The 24,630-nt window shown below is 67.6% G+C and carries 12 protein-coding genes; all 12 read left to right on the forward strand.

Translation table 11 applies throughout. The annotated features are described in order from the left end of the window. Window positions 1-315 precede the first annotated feature (315 nt). The 12 genes from RBA40_RS02935 (at window position 316) to RBA40_RS02990 (ending at window position 24,619) form a co-directional block, all read left to right on the forward strand. On the forward strand, window positions 316-7,914 hold the full coding sequence (locus RBA40_RS02935; RefSeq protein WP_306645827.1) for a non-ribosomal peptide synthetase: 7,599 nt from the start codon (window positions 316-318) through the stop codon (window positions 7,912-7,914). After that, window positions 7,911-9,602, forward strand: coding sequence for a thioester reductase domain-containing protein (locus RBA40_RS02940; protein ID WP_306645829.1), 1,692 nt, complete (start codon window positions 7,911-7,913; stop codon window positions 9,600-9,602). The genes RBA40_RS02935 and RBA40_RS02940 overlap by 4 nt, the downstream gene beginning before the upstream one ends. A gap of 69 nt (window positions 9,603-9,671) precedes the next feature. Continuing rightward, window positions 9,672-11,333, forward strand: coding sequence for a fatty acyl-AMP ligase (locus RBA40_RS02945; RefSeq protein ID WP_306645831.1), 1,662 nt, complete (start codon window positions 9,672-9,674; stop codon window positions 11,331-11,333). Beyond that, window positions 11,330-13,042 (forward strand): acyl-CoA dehydrogenase family protein, encoded by a 1,713-nt coding sequence (locus RBA40_RS02950; RefSeq protein ID WP_306645832.1) that lies wholly within the window; start codon window positions 11,330-11,332, stop codon window positions 13,040-13,042. Before RBA40_RS02945 ends, RBA40_RS02950 begins: the two co-directional genes overlap by 4 nt. Beyond that, window positions 13,039-14,784, forward strand: a complete 1,746-nt coding sequence (locus RBA40_RS02955; protein ID WP_306645834.1) for an acyl-CoA dehydrogenase family protein — start codon at window positions 13,039-13,041, stop codon at window positions 14,782-14,784. The genes RBA40_RS02950 and RBA40_RS02955 overlap by 4 nt, the downstream gene beginning before the upstream one ends. A 1-nt stretch (window position 14,785) precedes the next feature. After that, window positions 14,786-15,064 carry an acyl carrier protein gene (locus RBA40_RS02960; RefSeq protein ID WP_306645836.1) on the forward strand — a complete coding sequence of 93 codons (279 nt, stop codon included), beginning with the start codon at window positions 14,786-14,788 and terminating at the stop codon, window positions 15,062-15,064. A gap of 32 nt (window positions 15,065-15,096) precedes the next feature. Then, window positions 15,097-16,314 carry a cytochrome P450 gene (locus RBA40_RS02965; RefSeq protein ID WP_306645837.1) on the forward strand — a complete coding sequence of 406 codons (1,218 nt, stop codon included), beginning with the start codon at window positions 15,097-15,099 and terminating at the stop codon, window positions 16,312-16,314. Beyond that, window positions 16,311-16,841 carry an NADPH-dependent FMN reductase gene (locus tag RBA40_RS02970; RefSeq protein ID WP_306645839.1) on the forward strand — a complete coding sequence of 177 codons (531 nt, stop codon included), beginning with the start codon at window positions 16,311-16,313 and terminating at the stop codon, window positions 16,839-16,841. Before RBA40_RS02965 ends, RBA40_RS02970 begins: the two co-directional genes overlap by 4 nt. A gap of 28 nt (window positions 16,842-16,869) precedes the next feature. Continuing rightward, on the forward strand, window positions 16,870-19,296 hold the full coding sequence (locus tag RBA40_RS02975) for an efflux RND transporter permease subunit (RefSeq protein WP_306645841.1): 2,427 nt from the start codon (window positions 16,870-16,872) through the stop codon (window positions 19,294-19,296). Beyond that, window positions 19,293-20,099: an outer membrane lipoprotein-sorting protein gene (locus tag RBA40_RS02980; RefSeq protein WP_306645843.1), complete on the forward strand. Its 807-nt coding sequence runs from the start codon at window positions 19,293-19,295 to the stop codon at window positions 20,097-20,099. Before RBA40_RS02975 ends, RBA40_RS02980 begins: the two co-directional genes overlap by 4 nt. After that, window positions 20,096-21,316 (forward strand): DUF1302 domain-containing protein, encoded by a 1,221-nt coding sequence (locus RBA40_RS02985; RefSeq protein WP_306645845.1) that lies wholly within the window; start codon window positions 20,096-20,098, stop codon window positions 21,314-21,316. Before RBA40_RS02980 ends, RBA40_RS02985 begins: the two co-directional genes overlap by 4 nt. Before the next feature lie 294 nt (window positions 21,317-21,610). After that, entirely contained in the window at window positions 21,611-24,619 is a 3,009-nt protein-coding gene (locus tag RBA40_RS02990; RefSeq protein ID WP_306645847.1) for a reprolysin-like metallopeptidase, read from the forward strand. The last annotated feature ends 11 nt before the right edge of the window (window positions 24,620-24,630 follow it).

A 24,630-nucleotide genomic window follows, 5' to 3' on the forward strand; every position in this document is an offset into this window, starting at 1 on the left:
TAATATCCATTACGAAATAATAATTTCACAACGAAATTATTATTCCATCTTATTTCAATATTATCGGGTTTTTTTTATCGTGGTTTCGGCAATCCGTAGGCGATCTGTAAGTCTGCGCCCCCTAGTATCTGTTGCGAGAAAAACACGCCGCCACCTGCGCAAACAGCGATAAACCCAGCAATAAAAACCGTACTCATCTTTATTTTCATTCGTTAACTACCCGGAATGAATATGTATAGCGGCCCTCGTCCCTGCAGTGTCATTGCGGGCGACCCGGAGACCCCATTGATCCGCTGCTGCGGAAGAAGGAACAGTATGATGTCCATGTCGGCAATGCATGAAATACGGCCCGCCCAAACCGATAGCGGGATGGCGCCGGGAGGTTTGCCCTTATCGGTGGCGCAGCAAGGTGTATGGATTGCGCAACAGCTCGATCCATCCAATCCGCGCTATAACTGCGGCGGCTATCTCGATATCGACGGTGCGCTCGACCTGGCGATCCTCGATGCCGCCGCCCGCCTGGCGGTGCAGGAAACCCAGGCGCTGCGCGTGCGCTTCAGCGAGCACGATGGCGGCGTGCGCCAGACCATCGAGGATGTGCCGCCGCAGACGCTGACCATGGTCGACCTCAGCGCCGAGCGCGACCCGCACGCGAGCGCCGCCGCCTGGATGCGCAACGACCTGGGCCAGGCCGCCGATTTCGGCGCAGCGCCCCTGTTCAAGCAAGTCATCTTTACTTTGGGACCGGACCGGCACCAGTTTTACCTGCGCTATCACCACATCGTCATGGATGGCTTCGCGCAGACCCGCTACTGGAGCCGGCTGGGCCAGCTTTACACGGCCCTGCGCGCAGGTAGCATGCCGCCGGCCACGCCGTACAGCAGCCTGGACACCTTGCTCGACGAAGAAGCGGCCTACCGCGCCTCGCCCCAGCATGCGCGCGACCGCGCTTACTGGACCGATGCCTTCGCCAGCCACGCGGAACCGGCGCGCTTGTCGGGCGTGGCCTCGATGGCATCCAGCGAGCTGCTGCGCCGCACCGTCACGTTGCCGGCGCGGTCGATCGGGCACTTGCGTTCGGCCAGCAGCCGCGGCGCTTGCCGCTGGTCGGTGCTGGTGCTGGCGGCCACCGCCGCCTATCTGCAGCGCGTCACCGGCAACGACAACGTGGTGCTGGGCTTGCCGGTCACGGGCCGCATGACGCCCGCCGCGCTCGACACCCCGGCCATGATGGCCAACGAACTGCCGCTGCGCCTCGCGCTCCCCGCTTCGCTGACCATCGCCGAGCTGCTGGTCCACGTGAGCGTGCAGGTCGGACGCGTGCTGAAACACCAGCGCTACCGCGGCGAAGAGCTGCATCAGGCGCTCAAACTGTCTGGCACCAGCGAGCGGCTCACCGGGCCGACCGTCAACGTGATTTCCTTCGACCACCAGGTGCGTTTCGGCGAGCACGACACCACCGCGCACTACCTGTCGTCGGGGCCGGTGAACGACTTGCTGATCGGTTTTTACGGCAAATCGGACGGCTCCGGCCTGCAAATCTATTTCGACGCCAATCCCGACCTCTACACCAGCGACGAACTGGCGGCGCACCAGCAGCGCTTTGTTCACTTTCTCGATACCTTCCTGCTGGCCGAACCGGGCCAGGCACTTGGCCAGCTGAACCTGCTGATGCCGGGCGAGCATGCGCAACTGCTGTCATACAACGCCACCGCGCGCGACTACGACCTTTCGCCCACCCTGCACCAGCTGATCGACGAACAGGCGCGCCGCACGCCGGACGCGGTCGCCATCGCGGTGGCCGGGGCCAGCATGCGCTACGGCGAACTCATCGATGCCAGCGACCGCCTGGCGGCACACCTGTGCGCGCTCGGCGCCGTTCCCGGACAGCGCGTCGGCGTGTGCGACGTGCGCTCGCTGGAACTGGTGGTGTCGCTGCTGGCCGTCATGAAGGCTGGTGCCGCCTACGTGCCGCTCGATCCGGACCTGCCGCCGGCGCGCCTGGCCTACCAGGTCGACAATGCGGGCCTCGCACTGGTGCTGACCCGTTCGACCCTGGCCGGGTTGCTGGAATCGCTGCCGGTGCGCACGGTCGCGGTCGACCAGGTGCTGGCCGGCTTGCCGCCCGCCGCCGCGGGCTCGCTGCCGGCCGCCACGCCCGAGTGCGCGGCTTACGTCATCTACACTTCCGGCTCGACCGGCCAGCCCAAGGGCGTGGCGGTACCGCACCGGGGCGTGGTCAATCGCCTGCTGTGGATGCAGGAAACCTACCGCCTGGGCATCAGCGACTGCGTGCTGCAAAAGACCCCGTTCACCTTCGACGTGTCGGTCTGGGAGTTCTTCTGGCCGCTACTGGCCGGCTGCAAGCTGTTCCTGGCCGAGCCGGGCGGGCACCGCGATCCGCGCTACCTGGCCGACACCATCGTGGGCGAGGGCGTGACCACCTTGCACTTCGTACCGCCGATGCTCGAGCTGTTCCTCGAACAAACGCTGCCCGCCATGACCAGCCTGCGGCGCGTGTTCTGCAGCGGCGAAGCGCTGCGTCCCGATACCGTAGGCGCGTTCTTCGCGGCCTTCGCGCCGGAAACGGCCAACGTCGACCTGCTCAATCTGTACGGCCCGACCGAAGCGTCGATCGACGTCACCGCCTGGCATTGCCGTCCGCAAGATGCGCAGGGCGCGGTGCCGATCGGCTATCCGGTGGCGAACACCCAGATCTACCTGCTCGATGCCAGCGGCGCGCCGGCGCCGGCCGGCGTGCCCGGTGAACTGTATATCGGCGGGGTGCAGGTGGCGCTTGGCTATGTAAACCAGCCGCAGCTCAGCGCCGAGCGTTTCGTGCCCAATCCGTTTGCGCCCGGCCTGATGTACCGCAGCGGCGACCTGGCGCGCTACCGCAAGGATGGCGCCATCGAATTTCTGGGCCGGCTCGATCATCAGGTCAAGCTGCGCGGCTTTCGCATCGAACTGGGCGAAATCGAAGCGGCCCTGCTGGCCAATCCCGCGGTGCGGCAGACGGTGGTCGTGGTGTGGGACCGCAGCGCGCGCGAGCGCCGCCTGGTGGCGTATGTCGCCCCCGCCGCCGGCGCGCCGGCCGACCTGGAAAGCATGCTGCTGGCCGACCTGGCCCGCCAGCTGCCCGAGTACATGGTCCCCTCGCATATCGTCATGCTGGACCAGCTGCCCCTGTCCTCCAACGGCAAGATCGACCGCCGCGCATTGCCCGTGCCGCAGGTCGATACCGGCGTCGCGCTGGCGCTGCCCACCACGCAGGCCGAGCGCGTGCTGCTGGCCGTGTGGCGCGAGCTGCTCGAGACGGAGCAGATCGGGGTCGACCAGTCCTTCTTCGCGCTGGGCGGCGATTCGATGCTGAGCATCCGCATGCGCGTCGCGCTCGAACGGCAGGGATACACCTTCGCCATCGCCGACCTGTTCGCGGCACCGACGATTGCCGCCCTGGCCGCGCGTTTGCAGCCGTTCGACCGGCATGCGCCGGCACGCGCACCGGCGCCGCCGTTCGCGCTGCTGCGCCCTGACGACCGCGCACGCCTGCCGGACGGGCTGGAAGACGCCTATCCGCTCAGCGCCATGCAGGGCGGGATGCTGTTCCATGCCGACTTCGATGCCGACAGCGCGGTGTACCGGGTCGTCACCAGCCTGCATATCGGTGCGCCGCTCGACGTGGACGCGCTGCGCGCCGCGCTGGCCGACACCTTCCGGCGCCATCCGGCGCTGCGCAGCAGTTTCGATCTGTCGCGCTATTCCGAGCCGCTGCAACTGGTCCATGCGCAGGTCGAGGTGCCGTTCGAGCTGGCCGACGACCTGGGCGCGCATGACCCGGACGGCGCCGCCCGCACCATCGCCGCGTGGGTCGAGCAAGCCAAGTTTTTCCGCTTCGACCTGTCCGCGGCGCCGCTGCTGCGCTTTACGGTTCATCCACGCGGCCCTGCCAGCTTCCAGCTGTCGGTACTCGAACACCACGTGGTGCTGGACGGCTGGAGCGACGCCTCCCTGCTGCAGGAAATCGTCAACCGCTATCGGGCGCGCCTGGCTGGCCAGGAGCTGTTCCAGCCGGCCATCGCCTCGCTGTACCGCGACTTTGTCGCCGAGGAACGCCGCATCATGGGCGAGCCGGCCGCGCGCGATTTCTGGACCACCATGCTGCGCGGCGCCGAGCCGACCCTGCTGCCGCGCAAAACGCTGCAGCAAGGCGCCCAGCGCGCCACCCGCCAGCAGGCGTTCGAGGTGCCGCTGCGCGCCGGTCTGGGCGAGCAGCTGCGCCAACTGGCGCGCCAGCACGGCCTGCCGCTCAAGGCGCTCCTGGCTGCCGCGCACGTGGCGCTGCTGCGCATGGTCTGCAACAGCAACGAGGTGCTGACCGGCGTCGTGTCGAACGCACGCCTGGAAGCGGCCGGCGGCGACCAGGTGATCGGCGTGTTCCTCAACACGCTGCCGCTGCGCGTCGACTGCGAAGGCGCCAGCCTGCTGGCGCTAGCCGGCAAGGTGTTCGAGCATGAGCGCCAGGCGGCGCCCTACAAACGCTATCCGTTCGGGCAGATCCAGCGCGACCTGGGCGGCCAGCTCCAGCTCGACAGCTACGTCAATTTCATGGACTTCCACCTCGACTGGCAGGCCGGGCGCGGCGCCGACAATATCGTCCTCGACAGCCTCGGCGTGGCCGAGACCAATATCGCCCTGGCCGCCAACTTCCTGGTCGATCCGGTGCAGGGCGGCCTGCGGTTCTGGCTCGATTGCGACGTTGCGCTCCTCGATGCGGACCTGTGCGAGCGCCTGCCGGCCTACTATGCCCGCGCCCTCGAAGCGCTGGCCGATCATCCCGGCCAGGATGCCTGTGCCCTCGACCTGATGAGCGGGGAAGAACACGCCACCATCGCGCGCTGGAACGCCACCGAATCCGCTTACGACCGCGCGGCCACGGTGCATGGCCTGGTCGCGCTGCAGGCCGCATGGGAGCCGCACGCACCCGCCGCCGCGCACCGCTGGGAAAACGTCGATTACGCCGAACTGGAAGCGCGCGCCAACCGCATGGCGCGCGAACTGCGCCAGCGCGGCGTGCGGCGCGGCAGCCTGGTGGGCGTGAGCCTGCGGCGCGGCAGTGCGCTGCTGGTGTCGCTGCTGGCGATCATGAAGGCCGGCGGCGCCTATGTGCCGCTGGACCCGGCGTTTCCGCCCCAGCGCCTGGCCTACATCGCCGGCGACGCCGGCATCGACTGCCTGGTCACCGAGCGTGGCGGCCCAAGCAACCTGGATTGCCCGCAAGTGCTGCTGGTCGACCTCGATGCCGCTTCCATCGCCGCCCAGCCGGACACACCGCTGGTGCCCGACAGCGCGCTCGACGCCGGTCCCGACGACGCGGCGTATGTCATCTACACCTCCGGCTCGACCGGCCTGCCGAAAGGCACGCTGATCCGCCACCGCAACGTGATCAATTTCTTCGCCGGCATGGATGCGCGCATTCCCTGCGCGCCCGGAACAGCGGTACTTGCCGTCACCAGCGTCTCGTTCGACATTTCGGTGCTGGAACTGCTGTGGCCATTGACGCGCGGCGCCAGGGTGGTCATCGCGGCCGAGCATATCATCGGCAACCTGGCGCGCGACGAGGCTGATCGCCGCCGCATGCTGCGTCACGCCCTGCTGCTGCCGACAACGCCCGCCAGCTGGGGCGCCGCGGCCATCGAGCTGGCGGCGGCGAACAATTGGCCGGTGCTGCCGGATGGCCTGCGCGACGAGCTGCGCTGGATCGCGGCCGGCGCCGACGTGGCGGCCTATGCGGACGCCGGTGCGCGCCGCGTGGCGATCATCGCGCCGCTGCCGGGCCAGTCGCTTGAGGAACTGGCGGCACGCACGGCAGCCTACCGCGCCGCCGGCGGCACCAGCGTTACCGTGGCCGTGCCTTGTGTGCTGCCAGGCGATGCCGATATGCTGCATGCACTGGCCGCCGCCGGCGCGGACTGCGTGGCATACCAGCCCGATGCTGGTGCGGCGCCGGAGATTGTCATGGCCGAGTTGTCCGGCATCGCCCGCCTGGCCGCGCTGCACGACGCCGAGTGCGCCGACAGCGAGCATACCTTTGCCGACCTGTGCAAGCGCCACAACATCGACGTGATGCAGGGCACGCCGTCGCTCCTGGCGGCGGTGGCGGCCGAACCGGCTGCGCTGGCCGCGTTGTCCGGCGCCAGTGCGGTGCTGGTCGGTGGCGAAGCGTTTCCGGTCGGGCTGGCGGCGCGCCTGCTGGCCGCGCTCCCGGCCACCCGTGTGTTTAATATGTACGGACCGACCGAAACGACGATCTGGTCCACCGTGCACGAACTGGTGCGAGGCAAGGATACTTTGTTGAGCGGCATCCCGATCGGCACCCCGATCGCCAATACCCAGGTGCTGGTACTCGATTGCGCGCGACGTCCCGTGCCGGTTGGCGTGGCGGGCGAATTGTGGATCGGCGGCGATGGCGTCTCCGGCGTCTACCTGAACCGCCCCGAACTGAGCGCCGAGCGTTTCCCGGTGCTGGGCGACGCTGGCGCGCAGGTCTACCGCACCGGTGACCGGGTGCGCTGGCGCAGCGACGGCGCGCTCGAATTCCTGGGCCGGGTCGACCGCCAGGTCAAGATTCTGGGCCACCGGGTCGAGCCGGACGAAGTCGAAAGCGTCTTGTCGACCCACCCGCAGGTGGCGTCGGTGGCCGTGGTGGCCGTCGTGAAGGAATCCGGCACGGCCGAACTGGTGGCGTTTGTGGCGCCATCGGCCGCGCTGGTCGACCGCGCCGCCGAAGCCGGTCACATCGCACGCTGGGGCGCGCTGTGGGACGGCGCGTACGCCGAGGCCGAAGGCCAGCATGGCGAGGAAAAGCGCCTCGGCGCGCATGACTTCGCGGGTTGGCTGAGCAGCTACGACAACGCGCCGATTCCCCTGGCCCAGATGCGCGAATGGCTGGGCCACGCGGTGCGCGGCATCGACCGCCTGGCGCCCTCGCGCATGCTCGACGTGGGCGTTGGCGTCGGCCTGTTCCTGCGCGAATTCGCACCCCGCGTGGACGCCTACACCGGCCTGGACGTATCCCCGGCCGCGCTGCGCAGCGCGCAGGCGTCCCTGCGGCTGCCGGGCGGCCTGCCGGCGCACATCGTGCTGCGCGAGGGCGACGCCACTTGCCTGGAGCAGATCGCGGCGGGAAGCGCCGACACCGTGGTCATCAATTCGGTGATCCAGTATTTCCCCGGCACCGATTACCTCGACCGCGTGCTGCGCGACGCTGTGCGCATCGCCGGCCCAACTGGCGCGGTGTTCGTGGGCGACGTGCGCGACGCCGGGCTGCTCGAAGCCTTCCACGCCTCGGTCCAGCTGCACCGGGCCCCGGCGCTGATGCCGGCGCGCGACATCGCCTCTGTATTGGCGCGCCAGCTGGCCGCCGAGGCGGAGCTGTGCCTGCCCACCGCCTTTTTCCGCCGCTGGCCCGGCGCACGCCTGGAACTGAAACGCGGCCATGCCGAAAACGAATTGAACTGCTTCCGCTTCGACGTGGTGCTGCCGGGCGCCGATCGGACCGATGGCCCCGTGTCCGCTCCCGAGACACCCTGGGCCGGCATGGCGGCGCTGGAAGCGGCGCTGCAGGCCGGACCGGCCGCGCTGCGCGTGACCGGCATTCCCAACCAGCGCCTGGTGCGCCCACTGAAACTGGTGGAGCTGCTGCGCGAGGCCGATGGCACGGCCACCGCGTGGGACCTGGAAAAAGCGCTCTGGGAGCATGACGACGGCAGCGCCGTGGACCCGGAACAGGTGGCCGAACTGGCCGAAAGCTTCGGCTTCGCGGTCCGCCTGATGGTTGGCGCCGATGGCCGCATGGACCGTTTCGACGCCCTGATCGAAGGCCAGCAACGATTGAAGGAGACATCAGCATGACAGTACCGTACGCCAATGAACCGCTGTTATCCGCCTCGGCCACGCGCCTGCGCGCCGACCTGAACGCCTTCGCGCGTGAACATTTGCCAGAAGCGATGGTGCCCGGCCGTTTCGTGGTGCTGGAGCACCTGCCGAAACTCCCGAACGGCAAGGTCGACCGAAGCGCGCTGCCGCTGCACGGGCACGACGAGCCGCTTGCGGCCAGCTACGTAGCCCCTTCCACGCCCGAAGAGCGTCAGGTCGCCCAGATCTGGTGCGATGTGCTGGGCCTGGCGCGGGTGGGCATCCACGACAGTTTTTTTGATTTGGGCGGCGATTCGCTGGCGGCCGCGCAGATGGCGGCGCGGGTCAAGCAAGCCTTTGGCGTGGCCCTGAGCCTGCGGCGCCTGTTCGACCGGCCCAGCATCGCCGAACTGGTGGCCATGCTGAGCGGCAAAGCCGACGTACCTGGCGACAGCAGCCACAATTCGCGCAGCCTGCATCCGGACGAACTGTTCGCCGAAGCGGCGCTAGCCGACGATATCCGCCCGCAGGCGGGCGCGCTGCCGCCGTCGTGCGGCCCGTACAGCCGCATCCTGCTGACCGGCGCCACCGGCTACACCGGCGCCTACCTGCTGCGCGAACTGCTGGACCGCTCGGACGCGCAGATCTACGTGCTGGTGCGCGCGGCCGACAGCGCCGCCGCGCTCGACCGGGTGGTCGAGAACATGGCGCTGTACGGCCTGTCGCACGATGCCGACCGTGCGCGCCTGATCGGCGTGGTGGGCGACATTGCGCGGCCGTACTTCGGGGTGGCGCGCGCCACCTACGAAGAGATGGCGCGCGAAGCGGAAATGATCATCCACAACGGCGCGCTGTCGAGCTACGCGCTGCCGTACAAACGTCTCAAGGCGGTCAACGTGCTGGGCACCGTGGAGGTGCTGCGCCTGGCCTGCCGCGACCGCATCAAGCCGGTGCACTTCATTTCCTCGCTGGCGGTCTTCCCGGGCCACGACGGAGCGCAGGATTTCGCCGAAGTGGCGGTGAGCGACGCGACCGGCGTGGTGGGCGGCTACCGCCAGAGCAAATGGGTGGGCGACCGTCTGGTCACCCTGGCCGGCGAACGCGGGCTGCCGGTGTGCGTCTACCGGCCCGGCCTGATCACGGGCGCGCAAGACACCGGCGCCTGCTCCGACGACACCTTTCTGAACGCCTCGATCAAGGGCTGCATCCAGCTTGGCCTGGCGCTCGACTTCAACGTCTGCCTCGAAATGGCGCCGGTGGATTTCTGCGCCAGGGCGGTGGCCCATATCGCGCTGGGCGGGCAGTGGCACGGCAGCCAGTTCAATCTGCCGGCCGCCAATACGGTGCGCTGGGACGATCTGGTCGACATGCTGGGCGTGTGCGGCTATCCGCTCGAGCGCGTGCCTTATCCGGACTGGTACCGCGCCCTGGCGGCGGCGCTGGAGCGCGGCGAGGACAACGCCCTGGCCAAATTCTTCCCCCTGTTCGGGGCCGAGATTCCCTCGGCCGACGTGGGCTACCCGGGCAGCGCGCCGCATTTTCGCGACGAACGCCTGCAAGCCGCGCTGGCCGGTTCCGGCATCGAACGGCGTGCGATCGATCCGGCTTTCATCCAGGTTTATCTCGATTATTTTGTCGCCACCGGCTATCTGCCGGCGGCCAACGTGAAGGGTAGTGCACCATGAACCGCTTTCTGGAACACAGCAATATCGTCGATGTGATCCGTGGCCACGCCCGCGCCACGCCGCAGCAGGATGCCGTCACGCTGGTGCCGGACCCGGCACGGCCGGCCGGCGCCCAGTCGCTCAGCTACAGCCGGCTGGACGCCGAAGCGCGCCGATCCGGGCGACCGGGTACTGCTGCTGTACGCGCCGGGGCTGAACTTTGCGGCGGCGTTTGTGGCCTGCCTGTATGCCGGCATGATCGCGGTGCCGGCCCCGCTGCCGGGACAGCATCCGCACCAGCAGCGCCGCATCGCCCGCATCGCCGGCGATGCCGGCGTGGCCGCGCTGCTGACTGACAGCGCCAACTTGGAGGCCGTGCTGGAATGGGCGCGCGACCAGCAGGTCGGCGCCATTGCCTGCGTGGCCAGCGACGACGCCGCGCTGGGCGAGGTCGATGCCTGGCGTATGCCCGAGGTCAGCCGCGCCACCCTGGCGCTGCTGCAGTACACCTCCGGCTCGACCGGCGCACCCAAGGGCGTGATGATCAGCCACGACAACCTGCTGCACAATGCCGACAGCCTGTGCCGCGCCTACGGACTCGGTCCCGAGACCCGCTTCGGCGGCTGGATTCCGCTGTTCCACGACATGGGCTTGATGGGCCTTCTGCTGCCGGCGCTGTTCCTCGGCAGTACCTGCATCCTGACCACGCCCAACACCTTCCTCAAGCGCCCGCATTTGTGGCTGCGCATGATCGCCGACTTCCGCATCGCCTTTACGGCCGCGCCCAATTTCGCCTACGACCTGTGCCTGCAGCGGATCGACGACGCCCAGGTCGCCGGGCTGGACCTGTCGCACTGGCGCCACGCCGCCAACGGCTCCGAACTGGTACAGGCGCGCACCATCAGCGCCTTTGTGGAGCGCTTTGCGCCGCTGGGTTTGCGCGCCGACGTCATCTGCCCGTGCTACGGCATGGCCGAAACCACCCTGTTCGTGTCCGGCAGCGGCGCTCGCGTGGCGCCCGTGTGCCCGGTCGACGCCGACCTGCTCGAACGCCACCGCTTCGTGCCGAACGAGCAGGGCGCGCGCTCCGTGGTCAGCTGCGGCGTGGTGCACGACCTGGACGTGCTGATCGTCGACCCGGAAACGCGCGAGGTGGCCGGTACCGGCGTGGTCGGCGAAATCTGGCTGCGCGGCGTGAGCGTGGCGCAAGGCTACTGGCGGCATCCGGAAGCGAGCGCGCGCGACTTCGGCGCCTGCACCGTGGATGGTCAGGGCGGCTACTTCCGCACCGGCGACCTGGGCGTGCTGCACGGCGGCGAGCTGTATGTCACCGGCCGCCACAAGGAAATGATGATCGTGCACGGTCGTAACCTGTACCCCCAAGACATCGAACGCGCGGTGCGCGCCGAGCATGCGGAACTGGCCAGCGGCGCCGGCGCGGTGTTTACGGTCACCGCGCCGCACGAGGAAGTGGTGGTCACCCACGAACTGCGCGGGCAGTGGTGCGAAAGCGTGCTGCCGGCCCTGGCGCGCGGCATCAAGGCCACCGTCATGGCGTCGGTCGGGGTGCGGGTGTCGGCCGTTGTGCTGCTGCGGCCGGGCGGGGTGCTGCGTACCACCAGCGGCAAGATCCAGCGCGGCACCATGCGCACCGCTTTCCTGCAGCAGTCGCTTACGCCCATGTACGAAGACGTGGATGCCCACCTGCAGGCGCTGCGCCAGGCCGAGCCGGTGGCCGGGAGCGTGGCGTGAGCGCGCGCGACCTGTCGGCCCTGGTCGCGCTCGAGAGCGTGCTGGAGGCGGCATCCGCCGAGGGCCAGCCGTTTTCGCCCGCTGTCAGCGCTGAGCTGGATCGCCTGGAAGCTTTTCCGGCGGCGGCGTGCAAGGTGCTCGACGACTTCGGCCTGGCGGCCTGGTACGTGCCGCGCCGCCATGGCGGGCGCATGGAGAGTTTCTCCGAACTGCTGCAACTGTGGCGCGCTGTGGCGCGGCGCGACCTGACCGTGGCGGTGGCGCACGGCAAAACCTTCCTCGGAACCGGTTGCGTGTGGGTGGCGGCCGACCCGGAGCAGGCGCGCTTGCTCGGACGCGACGTCGCCGCCGGTGCGGTGGTGTCATGGGGCTTGACCGAACGCGGTCATGGCAGCGACCTGCTGGCCGGTGAACTGACGGCGAGGCCGGATGCCGCCGGCTGGCGCGTGGATGGTGAAAAATGGCTGATCAATAACGCCACGCGCGGCCTGGTGCTGTGCGCACTGGCGCGCACCGATGCGGCGGGCGGCTCGCGCGGCTTCAGTCTGTTCCTGATCGACAAACGCAGCCTGTCTGCCGACACGTACCGCTGCCTGCCCAAGGAAGCCACGCACGGTATCCGCGGCGCCGACATCAGCGGCATCGCCTATGCCAACGCGCCGTTACCCCCTGGTGCCCTGGTCGGATCGGCCGGGCAGGGCGTGGAAATCGTGCTCAAGGCCCTGCAAATGAGCCGCACGGCCTGCTCCGCCCTGTCGCTGGGTGCGGCCGACCACGCGCTGGCACTGGCGCTGCGCTTTGCCGCCGAGCGCCAGTTGTATGGACGGCGCATGATCGATTTGCCGCTGGTGCGGCGCGCGATCGGCGAAGCCGCCGCCACCTTGCTGGCCGCAGAGGCGGTGAGCGTGGTGGCGGGGCGCTGCATGGCGGCGCTGCCGGGCGAGATGAGTGTGGTGGCTGCGCTGGCGAAGGCGCACGTGCCGAGCGCGGTCGACGAAATGATCGGCTCCCTCGGCGAACTGCTCGGCGCGCGCGCTTTCCTGACCGAGGTGTTCGAGCATGGCATGTTCCAGAAGCTCGAACGCGATCACCGCATTGTCGCCATTTTCGACGGCAGCACGGTCGTCAACCGCAATGGACTGATCAACCAGTTCCGCAACCTGGCGCGCGGCTGGCGCGACGCACGCTGTGACCGCGACGGCCTGGCGATTGTGTTCGATGCCGGCGCCGCGCTGCCCGAATTCGCACCCGAAAAACTGAGCTTGATGTCGGCGGGCGGCTGCAGCGTGCTGCAAAGCCTGCCGCACACGTGCACGCAGCTGACCGACGCGCCAGCGCGCGTGCAGCGTCTGGCGACCGCCATGTGCGCGGCCAGCGCCGCCACGCTGGAGCAGTGCGGCGCGTATCAACCGTCGCCGCGCGAGGTGCCGCCTGCGGCCTTCGATCTGGCGCGCCGCTACGAACTGTGTTTCGCCGGCGCGGCCTGTGTCGGTTACTGGCTGGCCAACCACGCCGCCAACCAGGGCGCGCCGCTGTGGCAAGACGCGCTGTGGCTGGAAGCGGCGCTGGTGCGCCTGCTGGCGCAACTGACCCCGGATGCACCCGGACTGGAAGACGATATGGTGATCTACGATACCTTGGCGCAGGCGCTGGCGGCCCCGGGCGCACCGCGGGCATCAATCCTGGCGCCGGCAGGGGAGGCAGCATGAACGCATCCGGCGTCGGCGCTCTTGAACACATGCTGGGCGACCCGTGCGACAGCGCCAATCCGTGCGGCTTCGGCCAAGTGCTGGCGGCTGACGAACGCGGCGACATGCTGGCCGCCGGCGAGGAAACGCTCGACCGCTTCGGCTTCGGCGCCGAATTCGTGCCGGCCGCGCTGGGCGGGCGCCTGCATGCGCTGCCGCGCATGATCGAACTGGGGCGGGCCGTATTCCGGCGCGACCCATGCCTGGGGCTCGGCTACGGCGCCAGTTCGCTGATCGCCGCCGTCAACGTGTGGAGCGCCGGTTCCCCGTCGCAGCAGCGCATGGTGGCCGATCTGCTGCTGCGCAACCGCAAGCTGGCCTGCGCCTACCATGAGCTCGACCACGGCAACGACCTGGCACGCTGCGACTTCGAGGCGCTGCCCGGCGCGGACGGCCTGGTCCTGAACGGCGGCAAGCAGGTGATCGCGAACATCGCGCGCGCCGATGCGATCATCGTCTACGCCCGCACCGATACCCGAGTGGGCGGGCGCAGCCACTCGCAACTGCTGGTGGAAAAGCGCGCGCTGGACGGGGCCAAGACCATTTATCCGGCGCGGCTGTCGAGCGTCGGCATGCGCGGCGTGCAGCTCGGCTGCATTGACGTCCATGATTGCGCGCTGCCGCACGACAGCGTTATCGGCACGCCGGGGCAGGGGCTGGAAACGGCGCTCAAGGCGTTCCAGGTCACCCGCATCGCCTTGCCCGGCATGTTCATGGGCATTCTCGACACGGGTTTGCGCAGCACCTTGCGTTACACCCGCCAGCGCCAGTTGTATGGGCGCGCCGTGCTCGAACTGCCGCAAACGCGCGCGGTGGTGGCGGGCGCTTTTGCCGACCTGCTGCTGGCCGACTGTTTCGTGACCATCGCCGCGCGCACCCTGCATCTGGTGCCGCAGGCCGGGGGCGTGACCAGCGCAGCCGTCAAATACCTCGTGCCCAAGCTGCTGATCGACGCCATGACCGGCCTGTCGGCCATCCTGGGCGCCCAGTTCTACCTGCGCGACGGGCGCAATGCGCTGTTCCAGAAACTGGTGCGCGACCTGAAACCCGCCTCGTTCGGCCATGCGGCGCGGGTCACGTGCCAGATGACGATCATGCCCCAATTGCCGCTACTGGCGCGCCGCACCTGGCTGCGCGACGAAGCACCGGCCGCGCCGGAAGCGCTGTTCGACATCGGCGCGCCGCTCGCGCCCTTCGACTTTGCGACGCTGGCGCTGGGTGCGGCCGGACACGATCCGCTGGCGGCGGCGCTGCCGGCCGTGTGCGCGGCCCTGCAAGCGCACCCGCAGCTGGCCGCGCTGGCGCAGCGCTTCGCCGACGAACTGGCGCGCCTGCAGGCTTACTACATGACGCTGGCTCCGGCCGAGTCCAGCGTCATGGCCAGTCCCCACAGTTACGCGCAGTGCGCGCGCTACGTGACGGTGCTGGCGGCGTCGGCCTGCCTGAACCTGTGGTGGCGCGAGCATGCGCGCACGGGCCAGGAGCACGACGCGTTTCTGGCGGACCCGCGCTGGCTCGAAGTGGTCCTGCAACGGCTGCAGGGCCGCCTGTCCGGCAGCACCGCGCAGCACGACCCCGAGCATTTGGCCTTCCTGCTCGCCGAGCTGCAAGCGCGCCACGAGCGCGCGCAAAGTTTCGACCTGACCCGGCATCCCCTGTCCGCATGGGGCGCCAATCCTTCCTCAACCCTTCAAGAAAGCTGATATGAGCATCGCGCCCTACACCGTTGAACCCACCGAAGCATCCCTCAAAACCTGGCTGGCCGAGCGCGTCGCCGAATACGTCCGTCTCACGCCCGACCAGATCCGCAGCGACACGGCGCTGGCCGATTACGGCCTCGATTCGGTCTACGCGCTGACCCTGAACGCCGATATCGAGGACTACCTCGGGCTTACGCTCGATAACGCCCTGATGTGGGACCACCCCACCATCGATGCACTGAGCAAGGTGCTGATCGAGATGATGGCGCTCGAAAAAGCCTGAACCCACACCACCAATTCAAGAAGAGGACGATCATGAGAGACATCGACGCCCTGCAATTCCCCCTTCCGCGTGCTTGCCCGCATCACCCGCCGCCGGAATACCGCCAGCTGCGCCTGGAGCAGCCGGTGGCGCGCGTGCGCACCCCGCGCGGCGACCTGGCCTGGCTGATCACGCGCCACCAGGATATCCGCGCGGTGCTGACCGACAAGCGCTTCAGCTCCGACCCGCTGGCGCCTGGCTATCCTTCCTACCTGTCGGGCGACGTGGCGCCGCCGCCGGGCTTTTTCATGCAGATGGACGCGCCGGTGCACTCGCGCCTGCGCTCGCTGGTGATCGATGAATTCAAGAGCGGCTACGTCGAGACCTTGCGCCCGAAAATGCAAGCCATTGTCGACAGCATGATCGACGCCATGCTCAAGCTGCCGCCGCCGGTCGACTTTGTCGCCGTCATGGCCTTGCCGACCGCCTCGCTGATCATCTGCGAGCTGCTCGGCGTGCCGTACGAGGACAGCCCCTTCATCCAGAGCCGCACCGACACGGTGCTCGACCGCAGCAGCACGCCGGAACAGTCGCAGGGCGCGGCCATCGAACTGATGATGTATTTCGACCGCATCGTCACCGAGAAGGAGCAGAACCCGGGCGACGACCTGCTGGGGCGCCTGGTGGCCAATCCCGCCAACCGCGAGCGCGCCAGCCACCAGGAGATGGTCGGCATCGCCGCCTTGCTGCTGCTGGGCGGCTACGACACCATGGCCCAGGTCATGGGCCTGGGCACCCTGACCCTGATGACCCACCCCGACCAGCTGGCCGATTTGCAGCGCGAACCGGCCTTGCTCGACACCCTGGTCGATGAACTGGTGCGCTACTGGTCGGTCAACCACGCCGGCCTGCCGCGCGCGGCGCTGGAAGACGTGGAAGTGGGCGGCCAATTGATCAAGGCCGGCGAGGGCGTGCTGGTCATGCTCAATTCGGGCAACCGCGACGACAGCGTGTATCCCGACGCCGACCAGTTCGACATCCGGCGCCAGTGCCCGAACCATGTCGGCTTCGGCCACGGCCTGCACAAGTGCATCGGCGCCGCCTTCGCCCGGCTGGAACTGAAAATCGTCTTCGGCACGCTGTTCGAGCGCATTCCCGGCTTGCAGCTGGCGGGCGAGGCCGATGCGCTGGCGTTCCGCCACGAGATGGTGCTGTATGGCCTGAAGGCCATGCCGGTCACCTGGCCGCAGGCGGCAGGAGAGCAGCCATGACCCGCCTGGTCGCTGTCTCGGGCAGTTTGCGGCGCGAATCGGCCAACACCACCTTGCTGCGCGCGGCCATCGCGCTGGCGCCATCCGAGATCACCGTCACGCTGTACGAGGGCGTCGGCGATCTGCCGCAGTTCAATCCCGACATCGAGCACGACGCGCCACCCCTGGTACAAGCCTGGCGCGCGCTGCTGCGCGACTGCGACGGCATCGTCGTCGCCTGTCCGGAGTATGTGCACGGGGTGCCGGGCGCGTTCAAGAATGCGCTCGACTGGGTGGTGGGCAGCACCGAGCTGGCCGGCAAGCGGGTGGCGCTGATCAATGCCTCGGGGCGGGCGGTGCACTGCCATGCCGCGCTGGTCGAGATCATCACCACCATGGGCTGGATCGTGGTCGACGAAGCCTCGCCGGTGATCCCGGTGGCGGGCAAGAACTACACGCAAGCCGACATGATCGGCAATCCCGCGCTGGCAGAACCGCTGCTGGCAGCCTTGGATGCCATGGCCGACGTGCCGGCCATGGCCGACTAACCGAACGCACTTGCGAAAGCTCCCGACTATGGCATCTTCCCTGTTTATCCGTTACGGCCAGTGGATCGTCCGTTTCCGCTGGCTCGTCATGCTGCTGGTGGCGCTGACGACCGTCTTCCTGGCCGGCTACCTGGGCAAACTCAAGCTCGACATGGACCCCGACCTGTGGGCGCCGCAGGCGCACCCCTACGTGAAAACCACCAAGCAGCTCGAACACCTGTTCGGCGGCACCAACTTCACGGTCATCGGCGTCATTCCGCGCCAGGGCGACATCTACCAGCCGGAGGTACTGGCCAAGGTGCGGCGGATCCAGCAGGGAATCGAAGAAATCCAGGGTGCGATCAAGAGCAATACCATCAGCCTGGCGGCGCGCAAGATCAAGGCGATCGAGGGTGGCCCGGACGGCATGCTGGTGCGCCCGATCATGGAGACCATTCCCACCACGCCGGCGGAACTGGCGCAGCTCAAGGCCGCCGTGCTGGCCAATCCGCTGTACGTCAACACCCTGGTCTCGCCCAAGGGCGATGCGGCGGCGATCCTGACCGACTTCAGGATGGACAAGCTCAAACCGAGCTACCAGGCGATCTATCAGCAGATCCAGGCCGTGATCGACAAGGAGCGCGACGCCCAGACCGAGATCGTGGCCGGCGGGCTGCTGGTCAACCTGGCGGCCACCGAGCGCCATGTGATGGAGCTGCCGATGTTCCTGGGCGCCGCGTTCCTGGTCATCATGCTGGTGCAGTATCTGTCGTTCCGCAGTTTCCAGGGCATGCTGCTGCCGCTCGTCACGGGCCTGCTCAGCGTGATCTGGGCGCTCGGCTTCATGGGCCTGGTGGGCGTGCACATGGATGTGATGAACACGAATACGCCGATCCTGATCATGGCGGTTGCCACCGGCCATGCGATCCAGATCCTCAAGCGCTACTACGAGCAGTACGCCGAATTGTGCGGGCGCGGGCGCGATCCGGCGCTGGCGCCCGACCTGGCCCTGGTCGGCAAGACAGTCGAGAACTACACCCACAAGGACTTGAACCGGGCGGCGGTGATCAAGTCGCTGGCCTGGATCGCGCCGATCATGATCACCGCCGGCCTGATCGCCAGCGTGACCTTCTTTTCGCTGACCCTGGCGGAGGTGTCGGTGGTGCGCCATTTCGGCGTGTTCGCCGGCTCCGGCATCATCGCGGTGCTGGTGCTGGAAATGACCCTGATTCCGGCCATGCGGGCCGCGTTCGCGCCGCCCAAGTACGCCGCCGCGGGCAAGCACGCCGGTCCCAGCCTGCTCGACCGGGCGCTGGCACGCCTGGCCGACCGTCTGCTCGACGGCAATGCCTGGCGCATCCTGGTTGGCGGCCTGGTGCTGGTCGCTCTGGCGCTGGCGGGCGTATCGCGCCTGTATGTCGACAATAGCCTGAACCACGACCACCTGGCCGGCAGCGCGGTGCGCATCAACGACGCCGCCCTGAACCGCCATTTCGGCGGCACCAATTCGATGTTCTTCCTGGTCCAGGGCAAGAACGACGACGCCATCAAGGACCCGCAGGTACTGCGCGGCATGGCCGAACTGCAGGACTTCCTGAACCGCCAGCCGGGTGTCGGCAAGACCACCTCGCTGGCCGACATGCTCAAGAAGATGAATCAGGCCATGCACGCCGACGACCCGGTCTTCTACCAGATTCCCGAAACCCGCGACCTGGTGGCGCAATACCTGCTGCTGTTCTCGATGTCCGGCCAGCCGCAGGATCTCGACAACGTGGTCGACACCGACTACCGCCATGCCGTGATCCAGGTGCTGCTCAAGGAAGACAGTACCCAGAAGGCCGAGCAGCTGTACCTGATGGCGCAACCGATCATCGCCAAGCACTTCCCGCGCGACGTGGCGGTGTCGATCGGCGGCTCGCTGCCGGAAACCATCGCGATCAACGAGTCGCTGACGCGCGACAAGGTGCAAAACATGATCCAGATGAGCGTGATCGTGTTCATCCTCGCCAGCATCGCGCTGCGCTCGGTGGTGGGCGGCCTGTTCGTCGCCATTCCGCTGGTGCTGATCATCCTGGCCAACCTGGGCCTGATGGGCTGGTTCCGCATTCCGCTCGACATGGGCACCTCGACCACGGCGTCGATGGCGATCGGGGTCGGCGCCGACTACGAAATCTACCTGCTATTCCGCTTTCGCGAGGAATTCCGGCGCGACGGCGACCTGGCACGCGCCACCCGGACCTCGCTCATGACATCCGGCAAGGCGATCGTGCTGGTGGCCCTGGCCATCGCCGGCGGTTATTCGGTCCTGCTCGGCACCGGCTTCGCGTTCTATATCCGCTTCGCCCTGATGGTGATCGTCACCATGACGGTCAGCAGCGTGTGCGCGCTGGTGTTCCTGCGCTCGATGATGATGGTCTTCAAGCCTCGCTTTATTTTCGGGGCGCGGCCCCAGCTTACCAAGGAGCAGCTCGCATGAAACCTACCCTGCCATTTTCCTTTGGGCGAGCCGCGTTCGGCGCGGCCATCGCCTGCGCCTTGCTGCCGGCCCGGGCCGACACGGCCCACGACATGATGGAGAAGAATTTCTACGTGTCGAAAATCGGCGCGATGAAGTCGCAAATGACCATGAACCTGGTCGCGCCCGACGGCAAGCAGCGCGTGCGCAAGATGGATACCGTTTCGCAGCTGCAAAAGAACGGCATCGATTCGAGCCTGGTGGTGCGCTTCCAGCATCCGCAGGACATCAAGGGCACGGCCTTCCTCGAAGTCGAGCATGCCGATGGCGACGACGACCTGTGGATCTACCTGCCGGCCCTGCAAAAGGTGCGGCGCCTGGTCGCCAACAACAAGAAGGACAGCTTCATGGGCTCGGACTTCAGTTACGGCGAAATGCTGCCGCCGCGGGTGGACGCATGGCGCCACACGCAGATTCGCAGCGAGGCGGTGGAGGGCCAGGAGTGCGTGCTGATCGAATCTGTGCCGGCATCGGACAAGGTGCGCGAGGACAGCGGCTACAGCAAGAAACTGAGCTGGCTGCGCAAGGATAACGCGCTCGAAGCGAAGGTCGAGTATTACGACCTGGCCGGCAAGCTGCTCAAGGTGCAGCACGCGCGCCAGCCCAAGCTGGTCGAGCCGGACAAGGGCCGCTGGCTCGCGCAAAGCCGCGAGATGGTCAACGTCCAGACCGGCCACAAGACCCTGATTTCGCTCGATACGATCGACACCGCCTCCAGCGTGACGCCGCAGATGTTTTCCACCCGCGCGCTTGAGGTGCGATGAGGGGCGCGGCATGCAGTGCACTGGTGGCCTTGCTGTGCGTTCCGGTTGCGGCATCCTGCGCGGCCGACGCCCAATTGCAGCCCAGCGCCGTGCTGCGGGTCGATCACCTGCGCGGCGCCACGGGCGCCACGGCCGACCTGCAGGTCGAGCCCACCTGGGGCGAGCGCGCGAGCGGCAAGGCGCTGCTGCGCCTGACCCGGCCGAGGCTGGGCTCGCCGCAAGGCGGGGGCGGCGCCATCGAGGCCGACGTGACCGAGGCGTTCGCGTTGTGGCACGGCGAGCATGTCGACGTCAAGCTGGGCAAGCAGATTGTCGCGTGGGGCAGGGCGGACGGGATCAATCCGACCGATAACCTCACGCCCAGGAACTTTCGGGTGCAGTCGCCATACGAGAAAGACCAGCGCGAGGGCGTGGCGGCCATGCTGGTCAATTATTTCCCGGCTCCGCAGGATACCGTCAGCCTGTTTCTGAGCCCGACGTTTCGGCCGAGCCGCCTGCCGCTGCCCGAGTCGGGCGCGCTGGTTTTCGAGGACCGCCAGCCCGACCGGGGCCGCTGGCCGCTGGGCCTCAAGTTCGACCGTCGCGGCGACAGGCTGGACTGGTCGCTCAGCTATTTTCGCGGCTACCAGCTGGCGCCGGAGTGGCTGGCCGGTGCCGGGCCGGGCAGCGTGATCCTGCACTACCCCAAAATCCGCGTGTTCGGGGCCGATGCGGCGGTGAACCTGGGCCGCTACGGCTGGCGCGGCGAACTGGCACGCGTGCTGCGCGACGATCCCTCGCAGCCTGGCGGGGCGCGCGCCAACTGGACCATGGCGACTGGCCTCGATCGCAATTTCGACGAGGATCTGAACGTCAATGTGCAACTGATCGTCCAGCAAAACGGCACCCTGGACGACGTGGCCGGCATCGTCGACGCGCAGCGCCGCGCCGTCGCCGGCGTCAACGCGATCAGCTTTCATCAGGAACGCGAGCGCAAGTTCGGCGCCACCATGCGGATTGGCAAAAAATGGCTGAACGGCACCCTCGAAGCCGAATTGCTCGCCTACGGCTACTTTCAGCCGCGCACCAGTTACTGGCGCCCCTTGCTGGCCTACGCGCTGCGCGACGACCTGCGCCTGAGCGTGGGCGGCGAACTGTTCGTGGGCAGGGCGGCAAGCTATTTCGGCAGCAACCGTAGCCTGCGGGGAATGTTCGTCGAGCTGTGTTACTTCCATTGAGCCGGCATCGGTGTGGCCCCGGCGCGGGCCGCTGCCGGCACTTTCATGCCCTGCGCATACAAGCCAGGCGCTTTTTGCCGCCTGGCTTCGCCCCGTCTGCTTACTTTGCAACAAGCAATTAATTATTCTTGTGCAAAGTGGAAATATGACAATACTATTACCGGGGTTTCGTTGCATTCGTTGCAGCAAGACCAGGGCAGTGCTTTCCTGAAGAAAAAGCACGCCAGCCGGAAAAAAGCACAGGAAGAAATCTCACCGAAGAATCGATATTCACAAGCCGCGAAAGGGCACCGCATGACAATGAAGCCTCGGAATCCGTTCAACACCGGCGGATTGCAACATCCGCGTAGCGCCGTATGCAAGAAGTCGTCTCTTGCCGTATGTATTGCCCTTGCCTTTGCCGCCGCGCCGTTCGCGCAGGCTGCCGCGGCCGGCGCGTCCGCCGCAGTTCCGGCGTCCACCCAGCGTGCCGCGCCGTACTGGCAGGACGCTGCCGTTTCCGCTGAACGGATGAGCGCCACCAGCGCCCGCACGCCGTCCCTGAAGCTCAAGCGCTTCCGTGGCGCGACGCTGGACGCGGCCGGCATGCAGTCGCTCGTCGCCGGTGCCCCGCTCGAACGCGGCAGCAGCGCGCTTGCCAGCACCCAGACGATTTCGCTGCCGCACCCGGATGGCGGCTACCAGCGTTTCACGCTGGTCGAGTCGCCCATCATGGAAGCCGGCCTGGCCGCCAAGCACCCGGAAATCAAGACCTACAAGGGGCGCGGCATCGACGATCCGAGCGCCACCCTGCGCATGGACATCACGCCGCTCGGCCTGCACGCCTCGGTGCGTTCGGCCAATGGCGGCTGGTATGTGGACCCGTATTACCACCTCGATACGAGCTTGTACGCCAGCTACAACCGCGTCGACCTGATCAACTCGCATGGCCCATTGATCGAGGGTGCGCTGGCCGGATCGCAACTGGCGCTGTCGCATTCCTTCTATAAGGAAGGCGGCGCGGTCGAGGTACGCGGTTCCGGCTTTGTGCCGGGGGCGACGGTTAACCTGAGCGTGCGCGGAGAAGGCGAAGCGGCCACCTTGCACAGCGTCGCGGTCACGGCCGACAGCAAGGGCGCTGTCACGTTCAGCTTGCCCGCCGGCCGCAGCGGCGCGTTCGAGGTCAGCGCGACCGACGGCAAGACCACCAGCGCGGCCCCGTTCCGCGTGGTGGACGGCGACATGGCGCCCAATGCAGCCGTCGGCGACCAGTTGCGCACCTACCGGCTGGCGCTGGTCACCGACCCGAGCTACGCCAAGCACTTCGGCGGCCCGGCCAACGTCACGGCCGCCAAGGTCACGCTGATCAACCGCGTCAGCCAGGTCTATGAAGATGAAACGTCGATCCGCATGGTGCTGATCGACGCCACCGACGCACTGAACCTCGATAGCGACGCCCAGATGACCGGCGTGGACGGCCCGTGCGGCGCGGCGGCGTGCTATACCGTCGCGCAGTCCGAAGGCTGCGCCAGTTCGACCCTGTCGCGCACCCGCGTCGTCACCGGCCTGCTGGCGGGGGCCAGCAACTTCGACATCGGCCATATTGCGTTTGGCCTGAACGGCGGCGGCATCGCCAGCCTCGGCGTCGTCGGCGGCAACGCCAAGGCCCAGGGCTGCACCGGCGTGCCCGACCCGGTCGGCGACGCGTTCGCCGTCGACTACGTGGCGCACGAACTGGGTCACCAGTTTGCCGGCAACCACACCTTCAACGGCGTCACCTCCAATTGCAGCGGCGGCAACCGCAATGGCGGCACCTCGGTGGAAGTGGGCAGCGGCTCGTCGATCATGGCGTACGCCGGCATTTGCAGCACCGACAATCTGCAGCCGCACAGCGACCCGTACTGGTCGCAGCGCAGCTTCGACGAAATCGTGGCCTACACCTCCAGCGCCGAGTCGACCCTCAATGAAGTCCAGGTGGTGGCAATGAGGGGGTTCAACAAGGCAGGCCAGCAATTCCGGATCAACGTCAACGGCAACCTGTCCGCTCCTGTCGTGCGCGGCACCAATTACACCACCGCCGGGGTCAAGGCTGCGCTGGAAGGCAGCCCCAACTGGCCAGCCGGCGCCACGGTGTCGGTCAGCGCACTGTCCGACACGGCGTTTACCGTGACGTTCAACGGTGCGCTCGCCGGCACCAATGTTGCCTCGCTCCAGCTGGTTGAATGCACGGATGGCTGCAGCGGCCTGGTTGGTGAAGTCGCCAAGGGCGGCTTGACCACGCGCGGCGGCGCCGTGTCGGCGGCGGGCAACATCGCTCCTGTCGTAACGGTGCCGACCGGTTACACGATCCCCCTGCGTACGCCGTTTGCCCTGACGGGCAGCGCGACCGATGCCGATGGCGACCTGATCACTTACATGTGGGAGCAGAACGACCGCGGCGCGTCCAGCGGAACCGGCTTGACCAACAACGTCAAGCTCAATGGCCCGCTGTTCCGCCAGTTCGGCACGCGCGCTGTCGTGTCCAAAGCCGACTCGCTCGAATACAACTCGGCGGGCGAGAACCACACGACGGCCGATCCGACACGGGTGTTCCCGGACATGGTGCAGATCCTGGCCAACAACACCAATGCGGTCACGGGCGCCTGCGCCGCTGCCGCCACGCCGCCGAGCGTGGCCGATATCGACTGCTACTCGGAGTTCCTGCCGACCGCCGATTACGTGGGCCTGGCCGGTACCAACGCCTCGCCGGCATCGCTGAACTTCAGGCTCACTGCGCGCGACGGCAAGGGCGGTGTCAGCAGCGCCAGCACCAGCCTGGTGCTGGCCGCGGGCGCCGGGCCGTTCCTGGTGACCTCGTTCGACACGGCAGTGGCGCTCGATTCGGGCTCGGTGCAGAAGGTCACCTGGAACATTGCCAACACCAACGTGGCGCCCGTGAACACGGCCAGCGTGAACATTGCGCTGTCGCTTGACGGCGGCAAAACCTGGCCGCACCAGCTGGCCGAGGGTGTGCCGAACAACGGCAGCGCCAGCGTCACCTTGCCGTCGGTGACGACGAAAGCGGCGCGGATCAAGGTGGAAGCGGTCGGTAACGTGTTCTTCGACGTCTCGAACGCGGATTTTGCGATCCGTGTGGCGGGTGACCTGAACAGCGATGGCGCTGTCGATTGCGCCGACATGGGCATCGTCAAGGCATCGTTCGGCAAGCGCACCGGCCAGCCGGGCTTCGACGCCCGGGCCGACGTGAATGCCGACGGCGTCGTCAACGCCCGTGATCTGAGCAACGTAGCACAGCGCATGCCGCAAGGCACCTACTGCAATTAACCTGACGCGGC

The organism is Massilia pseudoviolaceinigra (genome assembly GCF_030846505.1).
GTDB classification, from domain to species: domain Bacteria; phylum Pseudomonadota; class Gammaproteobacteria; order Burkholderiales; family Burkholderiaceae_D; genus Telluria_A; species Telluria_A violaceinigra.

Excerpts from the sequence above, each read along its gene's own strand:
- RBA40_RS02935 (WP_306645827.1), top strand. The coding sequence starts at position 316 with ATGATGTCCATGTCGGCAATGCATGAAATACGGCCCGCCCAAACCGAT.
- RBA40_RS02940 (WP_306645829.1), top strand. The coding sequence starts at position 7,911 with ATGACAGTACCGTACGCCAATGAACCGCTGTTATCCGCCTCGGCCACG.
- RBA40_RS02945 (WP_306645831.1), top strand. The coding sequence starts at position 9,672 with ATGCCGTCACGCTGGTGCCGGACCCGGCACGGCCGGCCGGCGCCCAGT.
- RBA40_RS02955 (WP_306645834.1), top strand. The coding sequence starts at position 13,039 with ATGAACGCATCCGGCGTCGGCGCTCTTGAACACATGCTGGGCGACCCG.
- RBA40_RS02960 (WP_306645836.1), top strand. The coding sequence starts at position 14,786 with ATGAGCATCGCGCCCTACACCGTTGAACCCACCGAAGCATCCCTCAAA.
- RBA40_RS02965 (WP_306645837.1), top strand. The coding sequence starts at position 15,097 with ATGAGAGACATCGACGCCCTGCAATTCCCCCTTCCGCGTGCTTGCCCG.
- RBA40_RS02970 (WP_306645839.1), top strand. The coding sequence starts at position 16,311 with ATGACCCGCCTGGTCGCTGTCTCGGGCAGTTTGCGGCGCGAATCGGCC.
- RBA40_RS02975 (WP_306645841.1), top strand. The coding sequence starts at position 16,870 with ATGGCATCTTCCCTGTTTATCCGTTACGGCCAGTGGATCGTCCGTTTC.
- RBA40_RS02980 (WP_306645843.1), top strand. The coding sequence starts at position 19,293 with ATGAAACCTACCCTGCCATTTTCCTTTGGGCGAGCCGCGTTCGGCGCG.
- RBA40_RS02985 (WP_306645845.1), top strand. The coding sequence starts at position 20,096 with ATGAGGGGCGCGGCATGCAGTGCACTGGTGGCCTTGCTGTGCGTTCCG.
- RBA40_RS02990 (WP_306645847.1), top strand. The coding sequence starts at position 21,611 with ATGACAATGAAGCCTCGGAATCCGTTCAACACCGGCGGATTGCAACAT.